Here is a 24,980-nt window from a genome sequence, read left to right on the forward strand (position 1 = left end):
GTTCAAATTCGGTGGCGCACCGCACCACCTGACGAGCGGATGCGCTCCGTCAGTGCGTCCGCGATCTGGAGCAAGGGCAACACCTCGTGGGCGGCGCCGGCCTGGATGGCCATTTTGGGCATGCCGAACACCACACAACTCGCCTCGTCCTGCACGTAGTTGTAGCTGCCCGCGTCGCGCATTTCTTTCATGGCGGTCGCGCCATCGGCACCCATGCCGGTGAGCATCACGCCGTAGGCGTTCGGCCCCAACACCTTGGCCGCCGATTTGAACAACACCTCCACCGAGGGCTTGTGGCGGTTGACCGGCGGGGTGTCCTCCACCACCGCCACGTAGTTGGCGCCACTGCGGTCAATGCGGAACTGCAGTCCGCCCGGGGCGATGTAGGCGTGGCCGGGCAGGATGCGTTCGCCGTCTCGCGCTTCCGATACCGAAATGCGACACAAGCTGTCGAGCCGGGCAGCGAAACTGGTGGTGAAACCCGGCGGCATGTGCTGGGTGATGACGATGGCCGGGGAGTCGGCCGGCATGCGCACCAGGATTTCTTTGATGGCTTCGGTGCCACCGGTGGACGAGCCAATGCAGATGACTTTTTCTGTGGAGAGCCGGCCAAAAGGTTTGGCGGCCGTGGGTGCGGTGGTGGCGCCGGCACTGCCGCTGCCTGCCGAAGGCGGCGGGGCAGTCAGGCGCCGCACCTGCGCTTTGGCAGCAATGCGCAGCTTGTCCACAATTTCGTCGCCCAGTTCGCGCAAGCCGGAGGACACACCAATGCGCGGCTTGGCCACAAAATCCACCGCACCCATTTCGAGCGCCCGCATGGTGATTTCGGCACCCCGTTCGGTCAGGGTGGACACCATCAACACCGGCATGGGTCGCAGCTTCATGAGGCGCGAGAGGAACTCCAGCCCATCCATCTTGGGCATTTCCACGTCCAGGGTGATGACGTCGGGGTTGAGTTCGCGGATCATCTCGCGCGCTGCCAGTGGGTCGTTGGCAGTGCCAATGCAGGCCATGTCGGGCTGGCGGTTGATGATCTCGGCCAGCAGGCTGCGCACCAGCGCCGAGTCATCGACCACCACCACTTTGATCTTGCTCATCTTTCAGTCAGCGGGTTCAGAACAGGTCCACCGAGCCGCCAGCCGTGGATTGCACCACGTTGGCCACGTTGCCGGCACGTTCCTGGGTTTCGAGTTTGTCTGGGTGCGAGTGTGCCAGCCGTTTGACCATGGCCTTGCCCGTGACCGGAAAAAACACCACCTTGCGCGGATAAATGTCCAGCACGTCTTTGGAGACGATGGGGATGCGCTCGGTCTGGAGGTAATCCATCACGAATTTGGTGTTGCGTTCGCCCACGTTCATGGTGGTGAAACTGTGGATGACCTGCCCACCGCCAAACACTTTGGCCTGCATGTTTTCGCGCCGGGCGCCCATCTTGATCATTTCGTTGATCAGCAACTCCATGGCGTAGGAGCCGTAGCGCCCGGAGGCATCGAGCGGCGTGCCTTCGGGCAGCATGAAGTGGTTCATTCCGCCAATGCGGCGTTGCGAATCCCAGATGCAGGCGGCGATGCAGGAACCCAGCACCGTCATGATGACGATGCCCTCCTCTGACACAAAGTACTCTCCCGGCAGAATCTTGACCGCGTTGGTTTTGAAGTGGTGGTCGGAGAAAAAGAACGAGGCTTCGCCCGGCTTGCGGGGCGCCGCTTTCAGTGTCTGCAGGTGGGCAGCGGTGTGGTGCATGTGGGCGCCCGGTTTTAGACTTTTTCGTACACGGTTTTGCCCCGCAGGGCGAACAGGGTGCGGGCATCGCTGAAGTTTTCGGCATGTCCCACGAACAGCGTGCCCTGGTCTTTCATCACGCGATGGATGCGCGCCAGCACCTGGCGCTGCGTGGTCGCATCGAAATAAATCATCACGTTGCGGCAGAACACCACATCAAACTGCTCCTTCAGCGCCCAGTTGTCCTGGATGAGGTTGAGCGTGAAAAATTCGATGTGACGCTGCAGCTCGGGTTTGACGCGCGCATAGCCCGCGTTCGCGCCCTTGCCTTTGAGAAAGTACTTCTGCATCTGCGCCGTGCTCAGGCCCTTGATGCTGTCCAGTTTGTAGACGCCGCGTGCGGCCGTGCTCAACACCTTGGTGTCGATGTCGCTGGCGAAAATGCGAAAGCGTCCTTCGGTGCCCAGCGCATCGGCCAGGGTGATGGCAATCGAATAAGGTTCTTCTCCGGTGGACGCCGCGCTGCACCACACCTTCCACTCGTGGGTGGGCGGTTTGGAGCGGATCAGTTTGTCCAACTCAATGAAGTGGTGGTTTTCACGGAAGAAAGACGTCAGGTTGGTCGTCAGCGCGTTGACGAACTCCTGCCATTCGGGACCCGTGTGCTGCTGCTCCAGCGCGTCCAGGTAAGCTTTGAAGCTGCTGTGCCCGGTCTCGCGCAGCCGGCGCGAGACACGGCTGTACACCATGGCGTGTTTGCCATCGTGCAGGTTGATCCCGGCGTGTTTGTAGATCAGCGCCTTGATGCGGGTGAAATCCTGGTTGGTCCAGGTGAACTCCCTCCCCTGGGCGACCGGTCCGCTGTCGTCATCATCGGACATGGCGTACTTTCTGTTTTTATAAACGGGCTATATGCCTTACTACCGATTGCGTCGCACCAGGCCGGAGGTGTCCAGGATCAGGGCCACGCGGCCATCGCCCAGGATGGTGGCGCCCGAGATGTTGGGCACCTTTTTGTAGTTGGACTCTAGGTTCTTGATCACCACCTGTTGCTGGCCCAGCAACTCGTCCACCATCAGCGCCACCCGCGAACCGTCCGACTCGACCACCACCATCAGCGAGTTGGCTCCGTTGTTGTCGCCATCGCGCGGCACCTGGAAGATGCGGTCGATCTCGATGACCGGCATGTACTCCTCGCGCACCTTCACCAGCTGGCCGCCCTGGGCCACGGTGTTGATGTCGCCGGCCTTGACCTGGAAGGACTCGACCACCGACGCCAGCGGCAGGATGTAGACCTCATCGCCGACCCGCACCGACATGCCGTCCATGATGGCCAGCGTCAGCGGCAGGCGCACTTTGACGCTCATGCCATAACCTTCGGAGGTGTCGATGTCCACCGAGCCACCGAGCGACGCGATGTTCTTCTTCACCACGTCCATGCCCACGCCCCGGCCCGACACGTCCGTCACCTGTTCGGCGGTGGAGAAGCCGGGCGCGAAGATGAGCTGCCACACCTCGCTGTCGGGCATGCTGTCGGGCGCGTCGATGCCCCGCTGGCGCGCCTTGTCGATGAGCTTCTGGCGGTTCAGCCCCTTGCCGTCGTCACGCACCTCAATCAGGATGGAACCACCCTGGTGTGAGGCCGACAAGGTGATGGTGCCCGTCTCGGGTTTGCCGGCCTTGAGGCGGTCGGCGGGCATTTCGATGCCGTGGTCGCAACTGTTGCGGATCAGGTGGGTCAGCGGGTCGGTGATTTTTTCCACCAGGCCCTTGTCCAACTCGGTGGCTTCGCCGACCGTCACAAATTCCACTTTTTTGCCCAGTTTTGCGGCCAGGTCGCGCAGCATGCGCGGGAAGCGACTGAACACCACCGACATGGGAATCATGCGGATGGACATCACCGATTCCTGCAAATCGCGGGTGTTGCGCTCCAGATCGGCCAGGCCGGCCATGAGCTGTTGGTTGATCGACGGGTCGAGGATGCGGCTGTTTTGCGCCAGCATGGCCTGGGTGATCACCAACTCACCCACCTGGTTGATCAGCTGGTCGATCTTGCTGACCGACACCCGCAGGGTGGTGGTTTCCAGCGTGGCGCCGGCCGCAGGCTTGGCCGCCGCTTTGGCCGGACCTTTGCCGGCTTCACCCGTGGCCACCTGAATGGCCGCCTCGTGTGCCGCAGTGTGGCTTTCGTGTGTGTGTGGGTTGCCCGGGGCGCCTGCAAACAGGCCGTAGCCCTGAATCAGGTCGTCGTTGCGGGTGACCTCGCCGGTGTCGGAGCGGCTGTGGTTGGCAATCGGGCTGCCCGGCGCCCCTGCGTACAGGCCATAGCCCTGTTCGATGTCACCACTTGGTGGTCGATCAGACGACACCGGGATCAAACTCTGGCTCACGAACGGAGCTGGTTCGGGTGCCGGTGCGGGTGCCGGGGCGGCATCCAGCGGTTCCAGCTTGATCTTGTCCTTGGCCACGTGGAAGGCGAACAGGTCCAGCAAGTCGTCGTTGCTGCTGCTGGACTGGATCTCGAACACCTTGTGCTGGTTGTCGAAGGATTCGGACAACACGGTGCCCAGGCCGGCGATGTCGCGGAACAGCTCCTTGATCGGGTCGGCCTCATCGGCCTTGTCCAGCGGGCCGATGGTGGCCTTGAGCTTGCGGTCGCCCGAGGCGACGGGCGCGGCTGACGCCACCGGGGCAGGTGGCGGCGGTGGGGGAGGCGGGGGCGCCTTGGCAGGAGCGGGTGCAGGGCCGCCACCCGTGGCCAGCACGCGAATGCGCGCCACGAGATCGCCGGTTTCCACGGGAGCCGCATCCAGACCCTGGTGCCGAGCCAGCAGGCCCTTGAGCACATCGGAGGCCTCCAGCAACACATCGACCATGGGTGACGTCAGCGTCAGCTCGTGGCGGCGCAGCTTGTCCAGCAGCGACTCCATCTGGTGCGTCATTTCCGCCACATCTTCAAACCCGAAGGTGGCCGCGCCACCCTTGATCGAGTGGGCGCAGCGGAAGATGGCGTTGAGTTCTTCGTCGTCGGGGTTGTCGACGTCGAGTTCGAGCAGTTGCTGCTCCATGGTCTCCAGGTTCTCGCCAGCCTCTTCGAAGAAGATCTGGTAGAACTGCGTCAAATCAAAGCTGTCGTCTTTTTTTGAATCGTCTGTCATGGCGTTCGCACCGTGGGCTGTGGTTGATGGCGGTGCGCCATCAGCGAATGACCTTGTTGATCACTTCGATCAGGCGGTGCGGGTCAAACGGTTTGACCAACCAGCCGGTGGCGCCGGCCTGGCGCCCGGCCTGCTTCATCTGGTCGCTCGACTCGGTGGTCAAAATCAAAATCGGCGTGTTCTTGAACTTGGGGTGATCGCGCAATTTGCGCGTCAGGCCCAGGCCGTCCATGCGGGGCATGTTCTGGTCGGTGAGCACCAGGTCGAAGTGTTGGCCTTGGGCCTTCTCAAAGGCGTCCTGGCCGTCCACCGCCTCCACCACCTTGAAACCCGCACCCACCAGGGTGAAGGACACCATCTTGCGCATCGATGCGGAATCGTCGACGGCCAATATTGAGTGCATGAATAACCTCGTTCTCGAAAATTAAAACAGCTCGATCGAGCCCGCATCCATTTCGCTCTGTGTCACCGGATTGGGCCGTTCCGGCAGGCAGGTTTCCACCACGCCCAGTTCGTCCTCTTCCAACTCCATGGACTCTTCGGCCAGCTTGTAAGCACAGCCCTTGAGCACCTTGCCAGTGTGAACCAACAACTGCGAGGCCATGTCGTGGAATTGCAACTCTGTCACCGCCAAATGCAAGGCTTCACCGATCTGGCGTGTTTGCGCATTGTCGCCATGCAGCGCCTGCAGGGCAGAGATGGCGGTGTTGAAGCGTTCCAGCAGGTTGCCAGTGGCATGGTCGAGCAGGCCTTCGAGCCGCTTGAGGTCGTTCATTGCCACCAGCAGGGAGTCCTGCATGTCGGCCACGGCAGTCAGGGTGAGCGCCACGGTGGGTTCGGTGGCGCGGTCGGGCATGGGCTCGTAATGGGGTACGTCGTCTGCCCGTGCCCAGCGGCGGCGGTCCTGGTGCGAATGGGGATCCGGTTCCATGGTGGGCTCAGTTCTGAGAGTGGTTTGTACCAGACACTGCGTCGAACCGGCCTATCAGCGGCGAGGCCGCTTGATAGAGATCAACGGTCGCTCTGAATTGAAAATTATCTTCATAATGAATACCCCCCTGCAGCGTATCGGTCGTTATTTTGAATTTCTTTAGCATACTCCACCTCGAGGACAGCCTCGCCGACCACGAGTTGGTTGACCATATTCTGGGGCGCAGCGGGTGGCATTTCAAGCTTTTTCACGTTGATACCTTGGAAAGTTTCGAAATGGCCTTGCGTGGGGGGGGCATCGACCTGGTGCTGGCCGACTACCACCTGGCGGGTTTCTCCGGACTGGACGCCTGGGAATGGATGCAGACCCAGGCGATTGATCTGCCGTTTGTCCTCGTTTCGGGCGCCATCGGTGAAGCGGTGGTGGCCGATGCCATGGTGCGTGGGGTCAGTGACTATGTGGACAAGAACCGCCTCAGTCGCTTGCCCATGGTGGTGCAACGTGCCCTGGAGCACCACCGCATCAAGTGTGAGCGCGCCCAGACGGCGCTGGAGCTGGCAGCTTCCAAACAACGGCTGGCCGAACTCACCGAGCACTTGCAATCGAGCATAGACCGCGAACGCGCCGACATAGCGCGCGAGATCCACGACGACATCGGCGGCTCGCTGGCCGCCATCCGGCTGGACCTGGCCTGGCTGGGGCGCCGCGCGACCGACGACGACACCCGCGCCCATCTGGCATCTGCCCAAGACATGGTGGCGCATGCCCTGGGCGCCAGCCAGCGCATCATGCGCAACCTGCGTCCTGCCGTGCTGGACCAGGGGCTGATTGCCGCCATGGAGTGGTTGGTGCAGACGTTCGCCGACCGCACGGGCATCCGTGCCCAGCTGCGCCACGCTGGCGACATGCCGCATTTGACACGCGAGGTGGAGATGGTGGCCTACCGCACCGCGCAAGAAGCGCTCACCAATGTGGCCAAACACGCGGGCGCGACCGAGGTGCGGCTGGAATTGAGCGATCTGGAGGGTTTTCTGACGCTGGAGGTGTCGGACAACGGGCAAGGTGCGTCGCCCGAGGCGCTGGCCAATGCCAACGCCTTCGGGCTGCTGGGTCTGCGCGAGCGTGCCCAGACGGTGGGCGGCTGGCTGGACGTGGTCAACCCCGGCCCCGGTCAGGGCATGACGCTGATCTTGTCGGTGCCGCTGGCACACTCATCGAACGAAGAACTGGCCAAGGGAGAAGAAGCATGATCAAAGTGGTCTTGTGTGATGACCACGCGGTGGTGCGCCGGGGGGTGCGGGACACCCTGAGCGAGGCCACCGACATCCAGGTGGTGGGCGAGGCCGACAGCTACGCCAATTTGCGCGAGGTGCTGCGCAAGCAGCCCTGCGATGTGTTGTTGCTGGACGTGAACCTGCCCGGGCGCAGCGGCTTGGAGATCCTGGCCTCGCTGGCCGAACAGGGGCCGCCGGTGAAAGCCCTGATGGTGTCCATGTACCCCGAAGACCAGTACGCCATCCGCTGCCTCAAGGCCGGCGCGGTGGGCTACCTCAACAAGGCCGGCGATCCTGCCGAGCTGCTGGTGGCGGTGCGTGCCGTGTCCCAGGGGCGCAAGTACATCACGCCGCAGATCGCGGAGTTGCTCGCCAACAACCTGGCGGCCCCTGCGGCAGAGGAACTGCATTCCACCTTGTCCGAGCGCGAGTTGCAGACCCTGCAGAAAATTGCCAGTGGCAAAAAGCTGTCGCAGATCGCTGAAGAACTGATGCTCAGTCCCAAGACGGTCAGTGTCTACCGTGCACGTGTGTTGGAGAAGCTGGGTCTGGCCAACAACGCTGAGATGACGGTGTATGCCATCCGCAATGGCATCGTCTGACGTGGGCTGATGGTGGCCATGGCCATCAGATGAAAATTTCGGACACCACCCGCATCAACCTCGCCACGGGCTCTTCGAGCATGGGCACCGTGACCGCAATGCCCACCAATCCAGCCGACAGCGTGAGTGGAAAACCGATGGCAAACACGTTCATTTGGGGTGCGATGCGGGAGATGATGCCCAGCGCCACGTTGATGAACAACAGCATGCCAATCATGGGCAGGGCAATCCACAGGCCGTAGGTGAAGATGATGGCGCCCAGCTCGTGCAGGCGCAGGGTTTGCAGCGATGCGAGCGGGTCACCGCCGACCGGAAAGGTGGAGAAACTGGCGTTGACCGCCTGGATCAGCATCAGGTGCCCGTTGAGGACCACGAACAGCATCATGGACAGGTTGCCAAAAAAGCGGCCTGCCGAGCTGGACTGCGAGTTGGTCGTGGGGTCAAAAAAACCGGCAAAGTTCAGGCCCATCTGCAGCCCCACGATTTCGCCCGCCATCTCCACCGCCGCAAAAACGATGCGCACCGCCAGCCCAATGGCCACGCCAATCGCGAGTTGCTGCACCACGGCGCCAAAAGCACCGGGACCATTGAGGGAAATCACGGCCTGATCGGGCAGGCCGGGTTGCAGGCACAGCGCAATCACCAGCGCCAGGCCCACCTTGGTCCGGGTGGGCACGCTGCGCGAGGAGAAGATGGGTGCGCTGGTGAACACCGCCAGCACGCGCAGAAACGGCCAGAAGATGGGCGACACCCAGGCCATGATCTGGGCTTCGCTGAAGGTCACCATTGCGCGAATCGGCGAAGCCTGTGGACCGCGATTCGCCGCCGGGCCGCCCCAAGGCGAATCAGCCCCCCTGGGGGGCAGCGACCCGCGCAGCGGTGGAGCGTGGGGGCCTGATCCATCAAACAGCGAAGTCTGGTATCGAGAGCAGCGTTCGGCGGATGAATTCGACCAGGGTGGTCAACATCCACGGGCCCATGAGTGCAAAGACCGCCACCGCCGCGATCAGCTTGGGCACAAAGGACAGGGTGGATTCGTTGATCTGGGTGAGCGCCTGGAACACGCTGATCACGAGGCCGACCACCAGCACCGTGCCCAGAACGGGTGCTGCCACCATCAGCAGCATGAACAGGGCGTTTTGCCCTATGGTGAGTACAGCTTGGGGGTCCATGGCTATGTCCCAAATGAAGCGGCCAGTGAACCGATCAGCAGGTTCCAGCCGTCGGCCAGCACAAACAGCATGAGCTTGAAGGGCAGGGCCACCAGCACGGGCGACAGCATCATCATGCCCAGCGACATCAGGATGCTGGCCACCACCATGTCGATGACCAGAAAGGGGATGAAGATCATGAAGCCGATCTGGAAGGCGGTCTTCAGTTCGCTGATCACAAAGGCCGGCACCAGCACCCGGAACGGGGCCGTGTCCACCGTGGTGTCGGCGGGCAACTTGCCCAGCTTGGCAAACAACTCGAAGTCGGACTGGCGCGTCTGGCGCTTCATGAATTCGCGCATGGGCACTTGCGCGCGGTCCAGTGCCTGGTCAAAGCTGATGGCGTTGGTGCTGTAGGGCTGGTACGCGTCTTGATAGACCTTGTCGAAGGTGGGGCCCATCACAAAAAACGTGAGAAACAGCGACAGGCCGACGATGACCTGGTTGGGCGGTGAGGCTTGTGTGCCCAAGGCCTGACGCAGCAGCGACAACACAATCACGATGCGGGTGAAGCCCGTCATCATCAGCAACACCGCCGGCAGGAACGACAGCGCGGTGAAAAAAAGCAGGGTCTGGATGGGCACCGAATACGTGGTGCCTCCGGCGCCCTGACCCACCACCAGCGGCAATTGGCCTGCGGCGGGCGCGGCTTGTGCCCAGGCCAGTGCGGGCAGCAGCAGGCCCAACAGCGGCAGGCAACGGACAAGCGACTTCATGAGGCGGCGCCCGCCTGGTCGGGTGGGGGCACAACCGCCGATACCTGGACCGGCGCGGCCAGGGCCGTGCTGTGCAAAGTGGTGATCTGCCCGGTTGTCACACCCACCGTGAGCAGGTGCCGTGCGCGGCTGCCGGGTTCGGTCAGCTCCAACACCAGCACCCGCTGTTGCGGGCCCACGGCCAGCGAGCTGATGACCTTGATGGCCTGCGCGTCCGGTGAGCCACCGATGACGTTGCGCTGGCGCAGCCACTTCACCCCCCAGGCCGCCGCCAGCAACAGCGCCAGCAGCATCAGCGCGGGCGCAAACGAGGGCATGGTGTCGGGTGTCATGGTTTGCTGACGCGGCGCAGCCGTTCGGACGGCGTGACGATGTCGGTCAGGCGGATGCCGAACTTCTCGTTCACCACCACCACCTCACCCTGCGCGATCAGGTAGCCGTTGACCAGCACGTCCATGGGTTCGCCGGCCAGGGCGTCGAGTTCAACGATGGAGCCTTGGCCAAGTTGTAGGATGTACTTGATGGGCACCTTGGTGCGGCCCAGCTCTACCGACAGCTGGACGGGGATGTCCAGCACCATGCTGATGTCGTTCTGGGTGGTGGGTGCGCTGTCCACGTTGTCGAAATGGGGCGCACCGGCAGCGAAGTCGCCGCTCATGCCAGAGCTGGACTGCTCCTGAAGCGCCTGCGCCCAGTCGTCGGCCACGTCGTCCTGGTCTTTGGGGTCGTTTTCATTTGTCATAGGAATCTCCAGTCCACGACTTGTCGGGGGTGCGCAGCATGCGTTCGACTTTGAGTGCGTATTTGCCGTTGTGGGTGCCGTACTGGCAGGCCACCACCGGCACGCCGTCTATGCCGGCTTCGATTTGCGACTTGCGTTCGAGCTCGATGAAGTCGCCCACTTTGAGGGCCAGCAGTTGTTCGACCGTCGCATCTGCGGTGGCCAGCTCGGCCACCAGTTCCACATTCGCCGCCTGGATTTCGTGGCTCAACAGTTTGACCCAGCGCCGGTCCACCTCGATGGCGTCACCCTGCACCGAGGAGTACAACACGTCGCGGATGGGCTCCAGCGTCGCGTAAGGAATGCACATGTGCAGCGAGCCGGTGAGGTCGCCGATTTCCAGGGTGAAGCTGGTGGAGACCACAATTTCGCTGGGCGTGGCGATGGTGGCGAACTGCGGCTGCATTTCCGAGCGCTGGTAGGCCAGCTCCAGCGGGTAGACCCCTTTCCACGCTTTTTTGTACTCTTCCGACACCACCTCCACCAGGCGGTTGATGACCCGCTGCTCGGTGGGCGAAAAGTCCCGGCCCTCGATGCGGGTGTGGAATTTGCCGGTGCCACCAAACAGGCTGTCGATGACGCCGAACAGCAGCGTGGGTTCACACACGATCAGGCCATTGCCGCGCAAGGGGCGAATGGCCACGATGTTGAAATTGGTGGGCACCACCAGTTCGCGCAGAAAAGCGCTGTACTTCTGCACCGCCACCGTGCCGACCGAAATTTCGGGGCTGCGGCGGATGAAGTTGAACAGCCCCACACGCAGATTGCGTGCAAACCGCTCGTTGATGACCTCCATGGTGGGCATGCGCCCACGCACGATGCGCTCCTGGCTGGACAGGTCGTAGCTGCGCACGGCACCCGTGGGCACCTCTTCCTTGGCGAGCTTCTGGCTCTCGCCGGTGACGCCTTCGAGCAGGGCGTCGATTTCGTCCTGGGAAAGGAACGATTCGCTCATGGCTATTGGACGATGAAGCTGGAGAACAGCACCGCCTGGATGGGGTTGTTCCTTTTGCCCTCGTACCCGAGTTGGCGCGAGATTTCGGCGGTGATGTCGGCGGCCAGTTGCTCCTTGCCCTGCACCACCAGCAACTCTTCGGTGGTGCGTTGCGACAGGATGATCAAAATCGCATTGCGGATACCCGGCATGTAGGCCTTGATGGCATCCCCAGTGGCCAAGCTGTCGAGCTGCAACGTGATGCCCACCTGCGCAAAGCGGTTGCCGCCCGGATCGGCCAGGTTGACCACCATGTTTTCCAGTGGCAGGTAGGTGGGGGGGGCCTTCGGGTCAAATTTGGCGGCCTTGGCGGGCGCGGCATCAGCTTCGCTCTCGTCGTCTGCGCCCTGTTTCTTGAGCAGAAAAAAGGCGGCTGCGCCACCAGCCACCACCAGCAGGATCACCACCGCCAGGATGATGATCAACATCTTCTTGCCCTTGGCGGGCTTGGCTTCGGCGTCGCCGGCAGCGGGTGCTTTGGTGGCCATGTGTGGTTCGTGTGGGTGTGCAGTGAGGTCGGTCAGCGGCCGCAGGGAGGCGCGCCATGGCAGCAATTATGGCGGTTGCCTGAGACCGTTTTCCCGGCGATAAGCGGCAGGAACCGACCCCTATTGAGCGTCACGGCGGCGTGACGGCGCTCAGACATACACATCGAGCCCTGTGGAGTGAGGGTGCTGGGGTTGCAAACTGGCCGCCGGGGTGCCGGGCACATCGCTGCCTGCGGTGGCCTTGCCGGGCTGGCCGAACGCTTCCTGTGGCGTGCTGGCGCCGTTGCCCGCGTTCTGCGCACCGATGGACACCTGGCCCAGGTCGATGCCACTTTGTGCCAGCAACTCACGCAGCACTTCGGTGCCGCCCTCGGCAATGGCGCTGCGGGCGGCCTCGTGGTCGGTGAGGAATTCGATTTCGGCCTGGCCGTTTTTCATCGACAGTTTGACGTCCATGGCCTGCTGCCAGCCGTTGCCCACACGCAGGGTGGCCTGGCGCACGCCGCCTTGCTGGACCCAGTAGCTCACCTGTTGGCTCATCTGGTCCATGGCATCTGCCCACTGTTCGCGCCATTGTTCGGCCGGGTTGCCCACCTCTTCTGCGTTGGGGGCCTTGTCGGTCAGTTCGGTGTCACCCAGTGTCTCGCCGCCCAGGTTGTTTTGGGACGGGTCTTCGCGGCCGGCGGCGCGGACATCGAGCGGCGTGGCCGGCTCAGATGCCGATGTTTCGTTGTTGGCATCGGCGCTGTTGTCGGGGTCTGCGGTGGTTTGCGCCGACGCCACGGACATGGCCGCATGCCCGGTGGGGTCTGTGGTGCCCGGTGCGATTGGAGGGTTGTTGGTGACAATGGACGTGACCGACGTCCCATTCCCCACCTCCGCCATGGCCTGGCGACCCCAGGCGACGCCATTGGCATTGGCCTGGGTGCCGATCTGAGCGGTGCTGTCTTGCCCCGGTGCGGTGTTGCGCATGGCTGCGCCCAGTTGCCGCGCCAAGTCGCGTACCGCCTTGCCGGGCGCAGGTTGGTTCTCTGGCTCAATCTGGGCCAGCGGTGTCGATGCCATGTTGGTGGCCGCTTCATCGGTCACATCGGCTTCGCTCGGCAGGCCCATGGCGGCGGCGGATTCGCCGGCATCCGTTGGCACGACGGTGCCGCTGGACACGGCGGTGGTGGACCCGTCGTGCCCTTCGGCTTGGCCATCGGAGGGCGCGCGCTCCGCCTGTGCCCTGGCCAGCAGCGCCAGCAGCGTTGCGTTGGCCTGCGCGGCCGGGTGCAGTCCGTCCACCGCCACCTCACCCGCAGCGTCCTTGTCGGAGGCACCCGCAGACCCTTTGCCCGTTTTTCGCCGGTTCGGCCCGGTCGCCTCGGTCGCTTCGGTGTTGGGGTCCTGGGTTTTGAGGCCGAACAGCTTGCCTCCCAATTGCAGCGCGTCCAGGTCGGTGTCTTCATCGCAGGCCAGGCTCAACAAGCGCGAAAAACCCCCGCCCTGTTGTGACCCGTGGGCGGTGGCGTTCTGACGGGCGTTGACCAGCTTTTGCTGCGCGGCGCGGTCTTGTTGGTGGGTGCTGTTGACGGGGGTGGTCATGGTCATGGCCTCCAGTTGGGGGTGTTGGCCTGGCGCCGGTGGGCGTTGGCGGCCATTTCATCGTTGTGTTTCTGGTCTCGCCGCTGCGCGGCGTGCGACGAGGCCTGGCGTTTGCGCTCGGCAAACTTGTTCAGTGCGGCCAGTTCGCGCTCGGCTTCATGCACCCGTTGTTCGCAGCGCAACACCTCGGCGTCCAGGCGTTTGAGCACATCGTCTTGGAACCGCGCGGCCTCGTCGATGCGCGCCATGAACTGGCGGTGGTGGTGCAGGAGTTGTGCGGTGACGCCCTGGCTCGCTCGCTGGTTCCATCGGGCCTGTGACTCGTTCGCGTAGCTGTGCAGTTGCGCCAATTGCTGTTGCCCTTGTTCGAGTGCCTGGCGCGCCTGGCCGAGCGCGCGCAGGCAGTCGTCGCGGCGCATGCTGGCCACTTCCACCACGGTCTCGATTTGGCGTTCATTGGCCATGGCCATCAAGCTCGGGCACGGCCAGCCTTGCGAGCGCGGCTGTCGTGGGTGTCTTCGCCCAGCGTTTCGCCCAACAGCGAGACACTGGCTTCAAACGGGGCTTGTTCCAACATGTCCTGCATGAGGAACTTCTGCATGTGGGGAAACAGCACGATGGCCTTGTCGGTTTCCGGGTCGCTGCCGGCGGCGTACGCGCCGAGTTGGATCAGGTCACGCGCTTTCTGGTAGCGCGAGTAGTACTGCCGGAAGCGCCTCGCCGATTCAAAGTGCTGCGGCGTGACCACGTTGTGCATCACCCGCGAGGCGGAGGCCTCCACGTCGATGGCCGGGTACACGCCCGACTCGGCCATGGCGCGCGAGAGCACGATGTGACCGTCCAGGATGGCGCGTGCCGCGTCGGCGATGGGGTCTTGCTGGTCGTCGCCCTCGGACAACACGGTGTAGAAGGCGGTGATGGAACCTTTGCCATCGGGACCGTTGCCGCTGCGCTCCACCAGCTGCGGCAGCTTGGCAAAACACGAGGGTGGGTAGCCTTTGGTGGCGGGGGGCTCGCCAATGGCCAGGGCAATTTCGCGTTGCGCCATGGCGTAGCGGCTGAGCGAGTCCATGAGCAGCAACACGTCCTTGCCTTCGTCGCGGAAGTTTTCGGCAATGGCGGTGGCGTAGTTGGCACCCTGCATGCGAACCAGGGGCGGCGCATCGGCCGGCGCGGCCACCACCACCGCGCGTTGGCGGTCGTCCTGGCCCAGAATGTCCTCGATGAATTCCTTCACCTCGCGGCCACGTTCGCCAATCAAACCGACCACGATCACGTCGGCCTGGGTGAAGCGGGCCATCATGCCCAGCAGCACACTTTTGCCCACGCCGGAGCCGGCAAACAAGCCCAGGCGCTGGCCCCGGCCCACCGTCAGCAGGGCGTTGATGGCACGCACGCCGGTGTCCAACGGCTGACGCACGGGGGCGCGGTCCATGGAGTTGATGGGCGTGCGCTCGATGGGTAAAACATCGACGTGGCGCAGTGGGCCCATGTGGTCCAGCGGTTGGCCGTGTGAGTCCACCACCCGGCCCAACAGGCCTCGGCCCAGGGGCAGGCGCAGCACGCCGCGGTCGTTGGCCGGCAGGGCGCGCACTTCCTGGCCCAGGCGTGGCTGGGGTCGGTAGGGCGGCAGCGGCTTGACGTGGGCCCCGCTGGACAGGCCCAGCACATCGCCCGCCGGCATGAGGTAGGCGCGGTCGTTGGAGAAGCCCACCACCTCGGCCAAGACCTGGTTGTCCGGGCCACCATCGATGAGGCACTGCGAGCCAACGGGCACGCGCAGCCCCTGGGCTTCGAGCACCAGGCCGGCCAGGCGGGTGAGGCGCCCACTCACCTCGAGTGGCGTGTGTTGGGCGGCGTACAGGCGCGACAAGCGCAGGAAATCGTTCCAGCGGTTGGGCGTGGTGTCGCGGGCGGTGGTGGCCTCAGACATCACCTTGCTCCGCCGGGTTCCATTCGGCCTTGACGCCCAGGTTGGCCACCGCACGCGCCCACCGCTTTTCGATGCTGGCGTCCACCGTGCAGGCCGGCGTTTCCACCACACAACCACCAGCCGACAGGCCGTCCTGGGCCACAAAATGCACGTTGCCGCCAGCCACCAGTTCGCTCAGGTGGTTTTGCATCAGCGCCAGATCCATGGGGTTGAGCCTGACGGTGCGCTTCAGGTGGTCGTCCACGGTCTGGGACAGGGCTTCTTGAACCACCGCTTTGAGCACCTCTTGGGGTTGCTCCAGTTCGCGTCGCACCACTTGGCGGGCCAGGTCGCAGGCCAGTTGAAGCAATTGTTCGGCCAGGTGTTCATCGGCCCGGTGCAGTTCCATCTCGGCGTTCTGCAGCAACAGGCTGAGCCGGCGTGCGGCGTCCTCTGCGGTGCGTCGCAGGGGCGCATCAAGTGCTTCGCGGGTGGCCTTGGCGCCCGCGATTTCGCCTTGCGCATAGCCTTCGTCAAAAGCCTGTTGCTTGATCAGGTCGAGATCGGGCGCGGGCAACTCGGGCGGCGCGGGCGGGGCTTCGATGACGGGGGCGGCGGCTGTCGAGCCCTTGGGCGGCTTGCCGTCCATGGACTGGAATTCCCAGGGCGAAAATACCTCCACCTCCTCGCGCGGAATGAAGCGGTGGTAGGGCGAACTTTTCGCGTTAGACGAAGCTGTCATCCCCGCCTCCCGCCAGCATGATCTGTCCTTCGTCGGACAGGCGGCGCACCAGTTTCAGGATGTCTTTCTGTTGTGCCTCGACCTCGGACAGGCGCACCGGCCCACGGGTTTCGAGGTCTTCACGCAGGCTCTCGGCCGCACGCGAGGACATGTTGGTGAGGATCTTCTCCTTGAGCTCCGCACTGGCACCTTTGAGGGCGATGACCAGGGTGTCGGACGACACCTCTTTGAGCACCAGTTGAATGGCCTTGTTGTCCAGCTTGAGCAGGTCCTCGAAGGTGAACATCTTGTCCATGATCTTCTGGGCCAGATCGCCGTCGTTCTCGCGGATGGAGTCGATCACGCTGGCCTCGAGGCTGGTGCCCATGAGGTTGATGATCTCGGCCGCCGCCTTGACGCCGCCCAGCGAGCTCTTGCGGATCTTGTCGCCACCGGCCAGCACCTTGTAGAGCACTTCGTTGAGGTCTTTCAGTGCGGCCGGCTGTATGCCTTCGAGGGTGGCGATGCGCAGCATGACCTCGTTGCGCATGCGCTCGGTGAAGTTCTTGAGCACGCCGGCCGACTGTTCGAAATCCAGGTGCACGAGGATGGCGGCCAGGATCTGCGGGTGCTCATTGCGCAGCAACTCGGCCACCGAGGCCGGGTCCATCCACTTCAGGCTCTCGATGCCTGAGACGTCGCCCCCCTGCAGAATGCGGTCGATCAGCAGCGAGGCTTTGTCGTCGCCCAGGGCGCGTCTGAGCACGGAACGGACGTAGTTGTCGGTGTCGGAGACCAGCAGGCTTTGAGACGCCGCCTCGTGGGTGAACTTTTCAATGACCTGATCGACTTTTTCCTTGGTCACCGCACGCATGCGGGCAATGGTTTCACCCAGGCGCTGCACCTCTTTGGGCGACAGGTGCTTGAACACCTCGGCCGCTTCCTCTTCGCCCAGCGACATGAGGAAGATGGCGGCGTCCTGAAGGCCTTGTTCGGTGTCCATGGGAGCGTGTGCGGGCGGGTGGTGGGAGGAGGGTCAGGTCGGCGCAACAGCGCCGCTGGATTCGCCGCTGACCCAGTTCTTGATGATGCTGGCCACCGCCACCGGGTTTTCTTTGGCAAGGCGGCGGGCATCTTCCAGGCGCAACATTTCGGGCGTGGGCTCGTCGGAGCCTGCCGGCTTGGGCAGCAGGGCGGGGCGCTCGGGCTGGTCGTCGAGCACGGCATCGAGCTGCAGCGGTTCGCCGTTGGGGCCCACGGCAGCCGCCGCTGCGGCTTCGGCGCTGACCGGGGGACGGCGCATGTCGCGCAGGGCGGGGCGCACCACACCAAAGAAGATGATCAGGCCCAGCAACACCATGCCCACCGGCCAGGCCAGGTTTTGCGCCAGTTCGCGGTTGTCGCCCGACTTCCACCACACGACCTCGCTGTCGTCTGCCTTGGCGCGGGTGAACGGGGAGTTCATGAGGTTGACCGAATCGCCGCGGTCCTGGCTGAAACCAATGGCTTCACGCACCAGCGCCGTCATCTGCTCCACCTGCTCGGGTGGCAGGGCTTCGCTGACGATTTCACCCTTGTCGTTGGTGATGTTGCGGTGGTTGACCACCACGGCGGCGCTGACTCGGCGCACCGTTCCGGTGGCGCCGCGTGTGACACGCACCGTTTTGTCCACTTCGTAGTTGGTCACCTGTTCGCGCCGGGTCAACCCGTTGGCGCCCACCACCTCGCCATTCGGACCGGTCACGCCCACCTGACCGGGCTGGCCGTTGATGGGTGCGGCGGTGGGTGCGGGCGGCTGGTTGGCCACCGCCCCAGGCGTGCCTGGCGGGGGAATGTTGCCATTGGCGTCGCGCGCTTCAATCGTCTGCTGGCTGCGCACCGCACTGGGCTCGGTGCCCTGGTTGGGGCGGTGCTGTTCTTGGGTCTGTTCGGTCAGTGAGAAGTCGACGTCGGCCGTGACCTGGGCACGCACATTCTCGCGGCCCACCAGCGGCTCCAGCAGGTCCATGATGCGGCGCACGTACACCTGTTCAAGTTGTTGAACGTACTGCAGTTGTTGGGTGTCCACGCTGCCGGCCTGCCCGTCAGCGGGGTTGGAGAGCAGGGCGCCTGTGGCGTCCAGCACGCTGACCGCTTTGGGGTTCATCTCGGGGACGCTGCTGGCCACCAGGTGCACAATGCCGGCGATTTGCGAGCGGTCCAGCGTGCGGCCACTGTGCAGGGTGAGCAGCACACTGGCCGACGGTTTCTGCTGTTCACGGAAAAAGCCGTTCTGGTTGGGCAGGGCCAGGTGCACCCGGGCGTCAGCCACCGAGGACAAGGCCTGGATGGAACGTGTCAGCTCGCCTTCGAGGCCACGTTGAAAGCTCAGACGTTCCTGGAACTGGGTCATGCCCAGTTTGTTGTTGTCCATCAGCTCGAAGCCAGCGATCGAGCCTTTGGGCAAGCCTTGAGAGGCCAAGCGCAGGCGGGTGTCGTGCACCCGGTCGGCCGGCACCATGATGGCCTGACCGCCATCCAGGTGCTTGTAGGGCACGTTCATCTGCGTCAGCTGAGCGATCACGGCACCCCCGTCCTTGTCGGACAGGTTGGCATACAAAACCTTCCAGTCGGCCTGGCGGTTCATGTAGAACGCCAGCATCAACACCAGCAGCAGCGCCAGCGCGCCACCGATCAGGCCGATCTTGCGGCGACCGTCCAGGCGCGCAAACCCGTCCATCAGGGCATTGGCTGGTGCAGCGGGGCGAAGGTCAACTTCGGCAACGGCGGTGTTCATGGTGGCGATGATGAACCAAAAAAGGCGGGGTGGACCCACGGTTGGACGGATTATCAAATTGCCGACCCCACAACTAAAGCAAAATAAGCCCGGGATTCACCCCTCTACTTCAATTCAAGTTTTGGCGCCGGCTGTCTACCATTGCGCCATCCCGTTGAGCCAGATCCGGCTGCGGGGCTTTTTGACGGAGTTGGGCCATGGACATGCGTATCACACCTTTGACGCCGCAGGCGCTGGGCGCCCTGGCACAAAAGCGCCTGCAACAGGCGGCCGCCAACGGCGAGGCGGTGAGCGGGCCCGGCTTTTCCGACGCGTTCAAGAACGCGCTGCAGTCGGTGAGCAAAGCACAGAACGAGGCCAGCCGGCTGCAAAACGAAGTGCAAATGGGCAACCGCAACGTCAGCCTGGAAGAAACCATGCTGGCGATGCAGAAATCGCAAATCGGCTTTCAGGCGGCATTGAATGTGCGAAACCGCATGGTGCAGGCCTACTCCGACGTGATGAACATGCAGGTCTGAACTTTTGTGTAGCCCCAACAAAAACGCCCGGTCAAGCCGGGCGTTTTTGTTGGTGCGAGAAGGCGCTCAGTGCAGCGTCACACCCGCTGCGGGCATGTCGGCCCAGGCCAGGTCCAGCGTGTCGAGCAGGGGCTCGGCCAGGGAGCGAATTTGGGCATCGTGGCGCAAGATGCTGAGCATGATGCGGTTCTTCTCGGCACGTTGTGTGGCGCTGAGCACTTGCGAGCGCGACTCGTGGCGCAACTGCTCGATCAGCACCGCACAGGCGCCTTCGAGGCGAACCACCTCGTCCCAGTTTTCACTGCGCGCCGCCTCCACCATGCGCACGCTGGTGCTCTCGATGGCCTTGTAGTAGTCGATCAGGTTTTGCATGGCATCAGGCTCCAGAGGCTTCGTTTTTGATCTCTTTCCAGGCGCTGGCAATGTCCGCCATCAGCCGGCCCACCTCTTCCACAATGCTTTCGTCGTTGCGCGCGTTGGCCAGGGCCAGGCGCATGGTGCAGTAGCCGTACAAGCCTTCCAGGTTTTGGGCCAGGTCGCCACCGTCTTGCTTGTCCAGGCCAGGCTTGAGGCCTTCCTCTATGATGCGCACCGCTTTGCCGATGGCCTTGACCCGGGCCACCACGTCGCCCCGCTGCATGGCACCACGCGCCTCTGTCAGCGACTGCACCACCCCGTCGAGCAACAGGCTGACCACGTGGTGCTTGTCGTCAGGGTTGAAGCTGGTTTCCACGTTGACCCGCTTGTAGGCGGATGCAGCGCGTGAGTGGGGCGAGGTGTACATGGACTGGCTCATTGTGTGAGATGTACCAGAAGTATCGGCATCTGCCAAACCTTCTTGAGCCGGGTGATGGGTAAATCAGGCGGGTGTTTCGGTCTCAAACGGGCGGGCTTTGCTTGGGGCGCGCTGGCGATCACTTGTTGGCGTTGTTCCAGGTGGTCACCTGCTGCGACACGTAGTTGTTCAGGGCCGTGAGGCCGGCCACCTGCGCGTCGAGAGCGCTGTAGCGGCGGTTGAGTTGCGCCTCAATCCGCGCAATCTTCGCGTTCAGGCGCTCGGTGTCCTTGGTGTTCTGGTCCAGCGCACGCTTGAGCGAGTCTTCTTTGGTCTTGAACAGGCCCGTGCTGGCTGCCAGCAGGCCATCGGCAAAGGTCTTGAATTTGACCGCCACGCCGTCTGTGGTCGTACCCGTGTTGTCGATGCGGAACAGGTTCTTGAAGTCCTCTGGCTTGGCGATGGCCGCATTGAACTTGGTCGAATCCACGCTGAGGTTGCCGCCCAGTTGCTGGCTGATGCCAATGTCGGACAGGCGCGCAAAAGCCGATCCCGTGGTGGTGGACTGCAGAATGCCGCGCATGGCGTTCTGTATGCCAATGGCAAAACTGTCGCCTTGCAGCAGGCCGCCCTGTTTGGTGGCGGCATCGTACTTGGTGGCTTCGGCCAACATGCTGTTCAGCGCGTTGTAGGCGTTCACAAACCCCTCTACCGCCGAACGGATGGGCGCGTCATCCGGCTTGATGGCGATCTCCGACACGTCGCCCACCAAGGCGCCGTCCAGCAGGGAAACGCTCACGCCCGAGACGATGTCCTTGAAGGTGTTGGTGGCGGAGGTGACTTCGATGCTGCCGTTGACCATCACTTTGGCGTCGCCAGCGTATTGCGTGATGCTGCCGGAGCTGGTGCCGTTGGTCATCAAGCGCGACAAACCCAGGCTGTCGCCCAGGTTGCCATCGGTATCGGTCACCGAGAGCTGGTAGCCAGCAGCCTCACCTGTGGCCTTGGAGCGCAGCAGCAGCTGTTCACCGCTGCCGTTGTTGAGCACGGTCGCCGCCAGGTCGCTGGATTCACCGTTGATCTTGCTCGCGATATCGGCCAGCGTGTCGTCGGCGTCCACCGTGATCGCCAATGCGGCTGCCGAACCTGGCGCGAACACGTAGCCCGGGGCTGCGCCGTACTGGCCGAGCTGGATACTAAGTGTGCCCGCGCCAATGGGCTGGCTTTCACCGTTGACCTTGGCGAGCGATGCCGACGCATAGGTTTGTGCCTTGGCCAGCGCACTCACCGTCACGCTGAAGTTGTTGGCGCCCGTGCCGCCGATGGCGGTGGCAGAGATCGCCGTGGCCTTGGAGGAGGTGGCCGCCACGCCGTTGAACGTGGTGAGGGAGCGCAATTTGCCGGCCGCATCCGACAGGGCAGACACGCCAGCCTTCAGCTCGCCGTAAGCTGAAATCTTGGTTTGCACCGTGGCCGCCTTGACCTGGAGCTGGGTCAGCGGCTGTTTCTCGATCGCCACCAACTGGGACACGATGTCCTTGATGTTCAGGCCGCTGCCGATGCCGGGGGATGAGATGGTGGCCATGATGAGCTCCAGTGCGAGGCGAAACGCCCTGCGGAATTAAAACCAAAAAAGCGGTAACAGGATAGCCCTGTTACCGCCTTGACCAAGGGAGAGAAAGCGCCCCTTCGCCCCCTCAGTTCTGCGGTTTACCGCAGCAGGGCCAGCACGCCCTGCGGCAGCTGGTTGGCCTGGGCCACCATGGCGGTGCCGGCCTGTTGCAGGATCTGCGCCTTGGACAGCATGGCGGTCTCGGCAGCAAAGTCGGCATCGAGGATGCGGCTGCGGGAGGCCGAGAGGTTCTCAGACGTCACCTGCAGGTTGCTCACCGTGGTTTCAAAGCGGCTTTGCAAGGCGCCGAGCTTGGCGCGCTCACCGCTGATGAAGGCCAGGGCCGAGTCCACGGTCTTCAAGGCGTCGCTGGCTTTGTTGAACGTGGTCACGTCCAGCTCAGACACTTTCTTCAGGGTCGAACCGGTGTTGCCGGTGGCGCCGAGTGCGGTCGTGGTCGTGGCGTTGACGGCATAGGACTTGTCGGAGTCCAGGGTCAGGTAGCCGCTGGTGACGACGAAGTCGGCAGCACTGTCGCCGTTTGCCAAAGCCCGAGCAGTGCCCACCAGATTCAATGCCCCGGCGGTGTCCACCGTCATTTTCTGGATGGTGGCGGTGCCTGCGTTGCTGCTCGCGGTGTCCCCCACCAAGATGTTGTTGCCGGTGGTGTTGGTCAGCACGATGCCGGTCTGAGCTTCGTTCAGCTGGGCGGTGACGCCTGTTTTGGACGATTTCTCGTTGATGGCGGCCACAGCGGCGCTCAAACCATCGGCGCCACTGGTGGCAGAGATGTTGAACGACACGGTCTCGTTGCTGGAGTTGTCCGAACGCAGCACCAGGGAGTAGGCGCCCGACGCGCCAAAACTGAGTTGAGCCGTGGTGCGGGCCGTGGCGGTCACGCCGGTGTTGGTGGTCTTGGCGTTGATGGCATCGGCGGTGACTTTGGCGGAATCGTTGGCCGCAACCGTGAGGCTGGCCGAGCCCAAAGCACCGTTCACCGCCAGCGTGCCTGCTGCCACACCGTTGGTTCCGAACGCGGAGGTGCTGGTGCTCGAAGCTTGTGCATCGGCTCCGGTGCCTGCAACCTGGTTGTTGCCATAGACGGTGGTGCGCAGGTTGGCGGTGGAGGCCACGATGGTCTGGCCCGAGTTGGCGCCGACCTGGAACTGGGCGGTGCCAAAGGTGCCGTCCAGCAGCTTCTGGCCGTTGAATTCGGTGGATTGCGATATGCGATCCAGTTCGGCCACCAGTTGGCCCACTTCGGCGTTCAGGGCCTGGCGGTCACCGGCGCTGTTGGATGCGTTGGCCGACTGCACGGCCAGTTCGCGGATGCGCTGCAGGATGTCGCCGGAGGCTTTGAGGGCGCCTTCAGCGGTCTGCGCCAGCGAAATGCCGTCGTTGGCGTTGCGAACCGCTTGGTTCAGGCCACGGATCTGGCTGGTGAAACGTTCCGAGATGGCCAGGCCGGCGGCGTCGTCTTTGGCGCTGTTGATGCGCAGGCCAGAGGACAGGCGCTGGATGGCTTGCGACAGCGAACCCTGGGATGTGGTCAGGTTGCGTTGTGCGGTCAACGAGTTGACGTTGGTGTTGATGGTGGCTGCCATGGCAGATCTCCTTGATAAGAAAACCAAACAAACTGGCGTTTCCGCCAACCACGACCACTTGCGAGTCGGTCCACCGTGCGGGGCAGGTGGCAGGCTGTGATGAAGTCGTTATTTTGTTTTTCGGCGCTTCATCCAGAAACTTGAGGCTCGCTTGAGAAAAGGCTGCTTTTTTACGCCTTTTTACCGCAGCAGGGCCAGCACACCTTGTGGTAGCTGGTTGGCCTGGGCCACCATGGCGGTGCCGGCCTGCTGCAGGATCTGCGCCTTGGACAGCATGGCGGTTTCGGCGGCAAAGTCGGCGTCGAGGATGCGGCTGCGGGAGGCCGAGAGGTTCTCAGACGTCACTTGCAGGTTGCTCACCGTGGTTTCAAACCGGCTTTGCAAGGCGCCGAGCTTGGCGCGCTCACCACTGATGAAGGCCAGGGCCGAATCCACGGTCTTCAAGGCGTCGCTGGCCTTGTTGAACGTGGTCACGTCCAGCTCAGACACTTTCTTCAGGGTCGAACCGGTGGTGATGTCGGCAGCCCCCAGCGCGGTGGTGTCGGTGGAAGTGACCGCATACGATTTGTCAGAGTCCAGGGTGAGGTAGCCGCTGACCGTGATGAAGTCGTTAATGCCGTCTGGAATCAGGGAGTACTGCGTCCCTACAAGATTCAAAGCACCAGCGGTATTGACCGACATTTTTTGGATAAAAACATCGGCATCATTGTCAGACACTGTGTCGCCCACCATGATGTTGTTCCCGGTGGAGTTGGTCAGTACAACACCGGTTTGAGCCTCGTTCAACTGGGCGGTGATACCGGTTTTAGACGATTTCTCGTTGATGGCTGCCACGGCAGCGCTCAGACCATCGGCGCCGTTGGTGGCAGAGATGTTGAAAGACACGGTCTCGTTGCTGGAGTTGTCCGAACGCAGCACCAGGGAGTAGGCGCCCGACGCTCCAAAACTGAGCTGAGCCGTGGCGCGTGCAGTAGCGGTGACCCCCGTTTTGTTGGTTTGGGCGTTGATGGCATCCGCAGTGACTTTGGTGGAATCGTTATCTGCGACCGTGATGCTGGCGGAACCCAGCGCACCATTCACAGCCAAAGTGCCACCAGCGACGCCGTTGGTGCCATACGCCGCAGTGTTTGTGCTGAAATTGGCATCCGCGCCCGTTCCGGCGATTTGGTTGTTGCCATAGACGGTGGTGCGCAGGTTGGCGGTGGCGGCCACGATGGTCTGGCCCGAGTTGGCGCCGACCTGGAACTGGGCGGTGCCAAAGGTGCCGTTCAGCAGCTTCTGGCCGTTGAATTCGGTGGATTGCGAGATGCGATCCAGTTCAGCCACCAGTTGGCCCACTTCGGCGTTCAGGGCCTGGCGGTCACCGGCGCTGTTGGAGGCGTTGGCCGACTGCACGGCCAGTTCGCGGATGCGCTGCAGGATGTCGCCGGAGGCTTTGAGGGCGCCTTCAGCGGTCTGCGCCAGCGAAATACCGTCGTTGGCGTTGCGAACCGCTTGGTTCAGGCCACGGATCTGGCTGGTGAAACGTTCCGAGATGGCCAGGCCGGCGGCGTCGTCTTTGGCGCTGTTGATGCGCAGGCCAGAGGACAGGCGCTGGA

Annotated in this window: 28 protein-coding genes; 3 read left to right on the forward strand and 25 right to left on the reverse strand. The window is 63.2% G+C overall.

The window, feature by feature from the left end:
- Window positions 1–2 precede the first annotated feature (2 nt).
- The 7 genes from ACFQPB_RS18970 to ACFQPB_RS19000 all read right to left on the reverse strand — a co-directional run bounded on the left by ACFQPB_RS18970 (window position 3) and on the right by ACFQPB_RS19000 (window position 6,062).
- On the reverse strand, window positions 3–1,097 hold the full coding sequence (locus ACFQPB_RS18970) for a protein-glutamate methylesterase/protein-glutamine glutaminase (protein ID WP_382201726.1): 1,095 nt from the start codon (window positions 1,095–1,097) through the stop codon (window positions 3–5).
- 16 nt (window positions 1,098–1,113) lie between these two features.
- Window positions 1,114–1,743: a chemoreceptor glutamine deamidase CheD gene (gene cheD / locus ACFQPB_RS18975; protein WP_382201728.1), complete on the reverse strand. Its 630-nt coding sequence runs from the start codon at window positions 1,741–1,743 to the stop codon at window positions 1,114–1,116.
- Between the two features lie 14 nt (window positions 1,744–1,757).
- A complete protein-coding gene (locus ACFQPB_RS18980) occupies window positions 1,758–2,603 on the reverse strand; it encodes a CheR family methyltransferase (protein WP_382201729.1) in 846 nt (281 codons plus the stop codon).
- 39 nt (window positions 2,604–2,642) lie between these two features.
- Window positions 2,643–4,880, reverse strand: coding sequence for a chemotaxis protein CheA (locus ACFQPB_RS18985; RefSeq protein WP_382226634.1), 2,238 nt, complete (start codon window positions 4,878–4,880; stop codon window positions 2,643–2,645).
- Between the two features lie 40 nt (window positions 4,881–4,920).
- The gene (locus ACFQPB_RS18990) at window positions 4,921–5,283 is read right to left on the reverse strand and encodes a response regulator (RefSeq protein WP_382226637.1); all 363 of its coding nucleotides are present in this window, start codon (window positions 5,281–5,283) and stop codon (window positions 4,921–4,923) included.
- Window positions 5,284–5,304: 21 nt separating this feature from the next.
- Complete coding sequence (locus tag ACFQPB_RS18995) at window positions 5,305–5,736, reverse strand: hypothetical protein (protein ID WP_382226685.1); 432 nt, start codon at window positions 5,734–5,736, stop codon at window positions 5,305–5,307.
- 185 nt (window positions 5,737–5,921) lie between these two features.
- The gene (locus ACFQPB_RS19000) at window positions 5,922–6,062 is read right to left on the reverse strand and encodes a hypothetical protein (protein ID WP_382226688.1); all 141 of its coding nucleotides are present in this window, start codon (window positions 6,060–6,062) and stop codon (window positions 5,922–5,924) included.
- Here ACFQPB_RS19000 and ACFQPB_RS19005 point away from each other — a divergent pair.
- Window positions 6,012–7,061: a hybrid sensor histidine kinase/response regulator gene (locus ACFQPB_RS19005; protein ID WP_382226639.1), complete on the forward strand. Its 1,050-nt coding sequence runs from the start codon at window positions 6,012–6,014 to the stop codon at window positions 7,059–7,061. The two genes, ACFQPB_RS19000 and ACFQPB_RS19005, sit on opposite strands and share 51 nt — an antisense overlap.
- Window positions 7,058–7,687, forward strand: a complete 630-nt coding sequence (locus tag ACFQPB_RS19010; RefSeq protein WP_382201736.1) for a response regulator — start codon at window positions 7,058–7,060, stop codon at window positions 7,685–7,687. The genes ACFQPB_RS19005 and ACFQPB_RS19010 overlap by 4 nt, the downstream gene beginning before the upstream one ends.
- Before the next feature lie 25 nt (window positions 7,688–7,712).
- Here the strand turns inward: ACFQPB_RS19010 and fliR are convergent, their stop codons facing one another.
- The 13 genes from fliR to fliF all read right to left on the reverse strand — a co-directional run bounded on the left by fliR (window position 7,713) and on the right by fliF (window position 18,873).
- Window positions 7,713–8,474: a flagellar biosynthetic protein FliR gene (gene fliR / locus ACFQPB_RS19015; RefSeq protein WP_382226642.1), complete on the reverse strand. Its 762-nt coding sequence runs from the start codon at window positions 8,472–8,474 to the stop codon at window positions 7,713–7,715.
- Between the two features lie 115 nt (window positions 8,475–8,589).
- A complete protein-coding gene (gene fliQ, locus ACFQPB_RS19020; RefSeq protein ID WP_382226645.1) occupies window positions 8,590–8,859 on the reverse strand; it encodes a flagellar biosynthesis protein FliQ in 270 nt (89 codons plus the stop codon).
- A gap of 2 nt (window positions 8,860–8,861) precedes the next feature.
- Window positions 8,862–9,614, reverse strand: a complete 753-nt coding sequence (gene fliP, locus ACFQPB_RS19025; protein WP_382226648.1) for a flagellar type III secretion system pore protein FliP — start codon at window positions 9,612–9,614, stop codon at window positions 8,862–8,864.
- The gene (locus ACFQPB_RS19030) at window positions 9,611–9,946 is read right to left on the reverse strand and encodes a flagellar biosynthetic protein FliO (RefSeq protein ID WP_382226650.1); all 336 of its coding nucleotides are present in this window, start codon (window positions 9,944–9,946) and stop codon (window positions 9,611–9,613) included. The genes fliP and ACFQPB_RS19030 overlap by 4 nt, the downstream gene beginning before the upstream one ends.
- Complete coding sequence (gene fliN, locus ACFQPB_RS19035; protein WP_382226653.1) at window positions 9,943–10,356, reverse strand: flagellar motor switch protein FliN; 414 nt, start codon at window positions 10,354–10,356, stop codon at window positions 9,943–9,945. The genes ACFQPB_RS19030 and fliN overlap by 4 nt, the downstream gene beginning before the upstream one ends.
- On the reverse strand, window positions 10,346–11,350 hold the full coding sequence (fliM, locus tag ACFQPB_RS19040) for a flagellar motor switch protein FliM (protein WP_382226656.1): 1,005 nt from the start codon (window positions 11,348–11,350) through the stop codon (window positions 10,346–10,348). Before fliM ends, fliN begins: the two co-directional genes overlap by 11 nt.
- A 2-nt stretch (window positions 11,351–11,352) precedes the next feature.
- Window positions 11,353–11,877 (reverse strand): flagellar basal body-associated FliL family protein, encoded by a 525-nt coding sequence (locus tag ACFQPB_RS19045; protein ID WP_382201748.1) that lies wholly within the window; start codon window positions 11,875–11,877, stop codon window positions 11,353–11,355.
- A gap of 150 nt (window positions 11,878–12,027) precedes the next feature.
- Window positions 12,028–13,464 carry a flagellar hook-length control protein FliK gene (locus tag ACFQPB_RS19050; protein WP_382226659.1) on the reverse strand — a complete coding sequence of 479 codons (1,437 nt, stop codon included), beginning with the start codon at window positions 13,462–13,464 and terminating at the stop codon, window positions 12,028–12,030.
- 2 nt (window positions 13,465–13,466) lie between these two features.
- Window positions 13,467–13,928, reverse strand: a complete 462-nt coding sequence (gene fliJ / locus ACFQPB_RS19055; RefSeq protein WP_382226662.1) for a flagellar export protein FliJ — start codon at window positions 13,926–13,928, stop codon at window positions 13,467–13,469.
- Between the two features lie 5 nt (window positions 13,929–13,933).
- Entirely contained in the window at window positions 13,934–15,397 is a 1,464-nt protein-coding gene (gene fliI / locus ACFQPB_RS19060; protein ID WP_382226664.1) for a flagellar protein export ATPase FliI, read from the reverse strand.
- A complete protein-coding gene (locus tag ACFQPB_RS19065; protein ID WP_382226667.1) occupies window positions 15,390–16,118 on the reverse strand; it encodes a FliH/SctL family protein in 729 nt (242 codons plus the stop codon). The genes fliI and ACFQPB_RS19065 overlap by 8 nt, the downstream gene beginning before the upstream one ends.
- A complete protein-coding gene (gene fliG / locus ACFQPB_RS19070; RefSeq protein ID WP_382201757.1) occupies window positions 16,102–17,100 on the reverse strand; it encodes a flagellar motor switch protein FliG in 999 nt (332 codons plus the stop codon). The genes ACFQPB_RS19065 and fliG overlap by 17 nt, the downstream gene beginning before the upstream one ends.
- A gap of 33 nt (window positions 17,101–17,133) precedes the next feature.
- A complete protein-coding gene (fliF, locus tag ACFQPB_RS19075; RefSeq protein ID WP_382226670.1) occupies window positions 17,134–18,873 on the reverse strand; it encodes a flagellar basal-body MS-ring/collar protein FliF in 1,740 nt (579 codons plus the stop codon).
- Window positions 18,874–19,070: 197 nt separating this feature from the next.
- On the opposite strand from fliF, the gene fliE reads away from it, so the two are divergent.
- Window positions 19,071–19,391: a flagellar hook-basal body complex protein FliE gene (gene fliE / locus ACFQPB_RS19080; protein ID WP_382201761.1), complete on the forward strand. Its 321-nt coding sequence runs from the start codon at window positions 19,071–19,073 to the stop codon at window positions 19,389–19,391.
- 66 nt (window positions 19,392–19,457) lie between these two features.
- Here fliE and ACFQPB_RS19085 read toward each other — a convergent pair whose 3' ends face one another.
- The 5 genes from ACFQPB_RS19085 to ACFQPB_RS19105 all read right to left on the reverse strand — a co-directional run.
- Window positions 19,458–19,763 carry a flagellar protein FliT gene (locus tag ACFQPB_RS19085; RefSeq protein ID WP_382201763.1) on the reverse strand — a complete coding sequence of 102 codons (306 nt, stop codon included), beginning with the start codon at window positions 19,761–19,763 and terminating at the stop codon, window positions 19,458–19,460.
- A gap of 4 nt (window positions 19,764–19,767) precedes the next feature.
- Entirely contained in the window at window positions 19,768–20,175 is a 408-nt protein-coding gene (gene fliS, locus ACFQPB_RS19090) for a flagellar export chaperone FliS (RefSeq protein WP_382201764.1), read from the reverse strand.
- 130 nt (window positions 20,176–20,305) lie between these two features.
- Window positions 20,306–21,751 carry a flagellar filament capping protein FliD gene (gene fliD / locus ACFQPB_RS19095; RefSeq protein WP_382226673.1) on the reverse strand — a complete coding sequence of 482 codons (1,446 nt, stop codon included), beginning with the start codon at window positions 21,749–21,751 and terminating at the stop codon, window positions 20,306–20,308.
- 125 nt (window positions 21,752–21,876) lie between these two features.
- The gene (locus tag ACFQPB_RS19100) at window positions 21,877–23,382 is read right to left on the reverse strand and encodes a flagellin N-terminal helical domain-containing protein (protein WP_382226676.1); all 1,506 of its coding nucleotides are present in this window, start codon (window positions 23,380–23,382) and stop codon (window positions 21,877–21,879) included.
- Between the two features lie 180 nt (window positions 23,383–23,562).
- Window positions 23,563–24,980 (reverse strand): flagellin N-terminal helical domain-containing protein (locus ACFQPB_RS19105; RefSeq protein ID WP_382226679.1); only part of this gene is annotated, 1,418 nt, incomplete at its 5' end.

The organism is Hydrogenophaga atypica, assembly GCF_042665215.1.
GTDB lineage: Bacteria > Pseudomonadota > Gammaproteobacteria > Burkholderiales > Burkholderiaceae_C > Hydrogenophaga > Hydrogenophaga defluvii_A.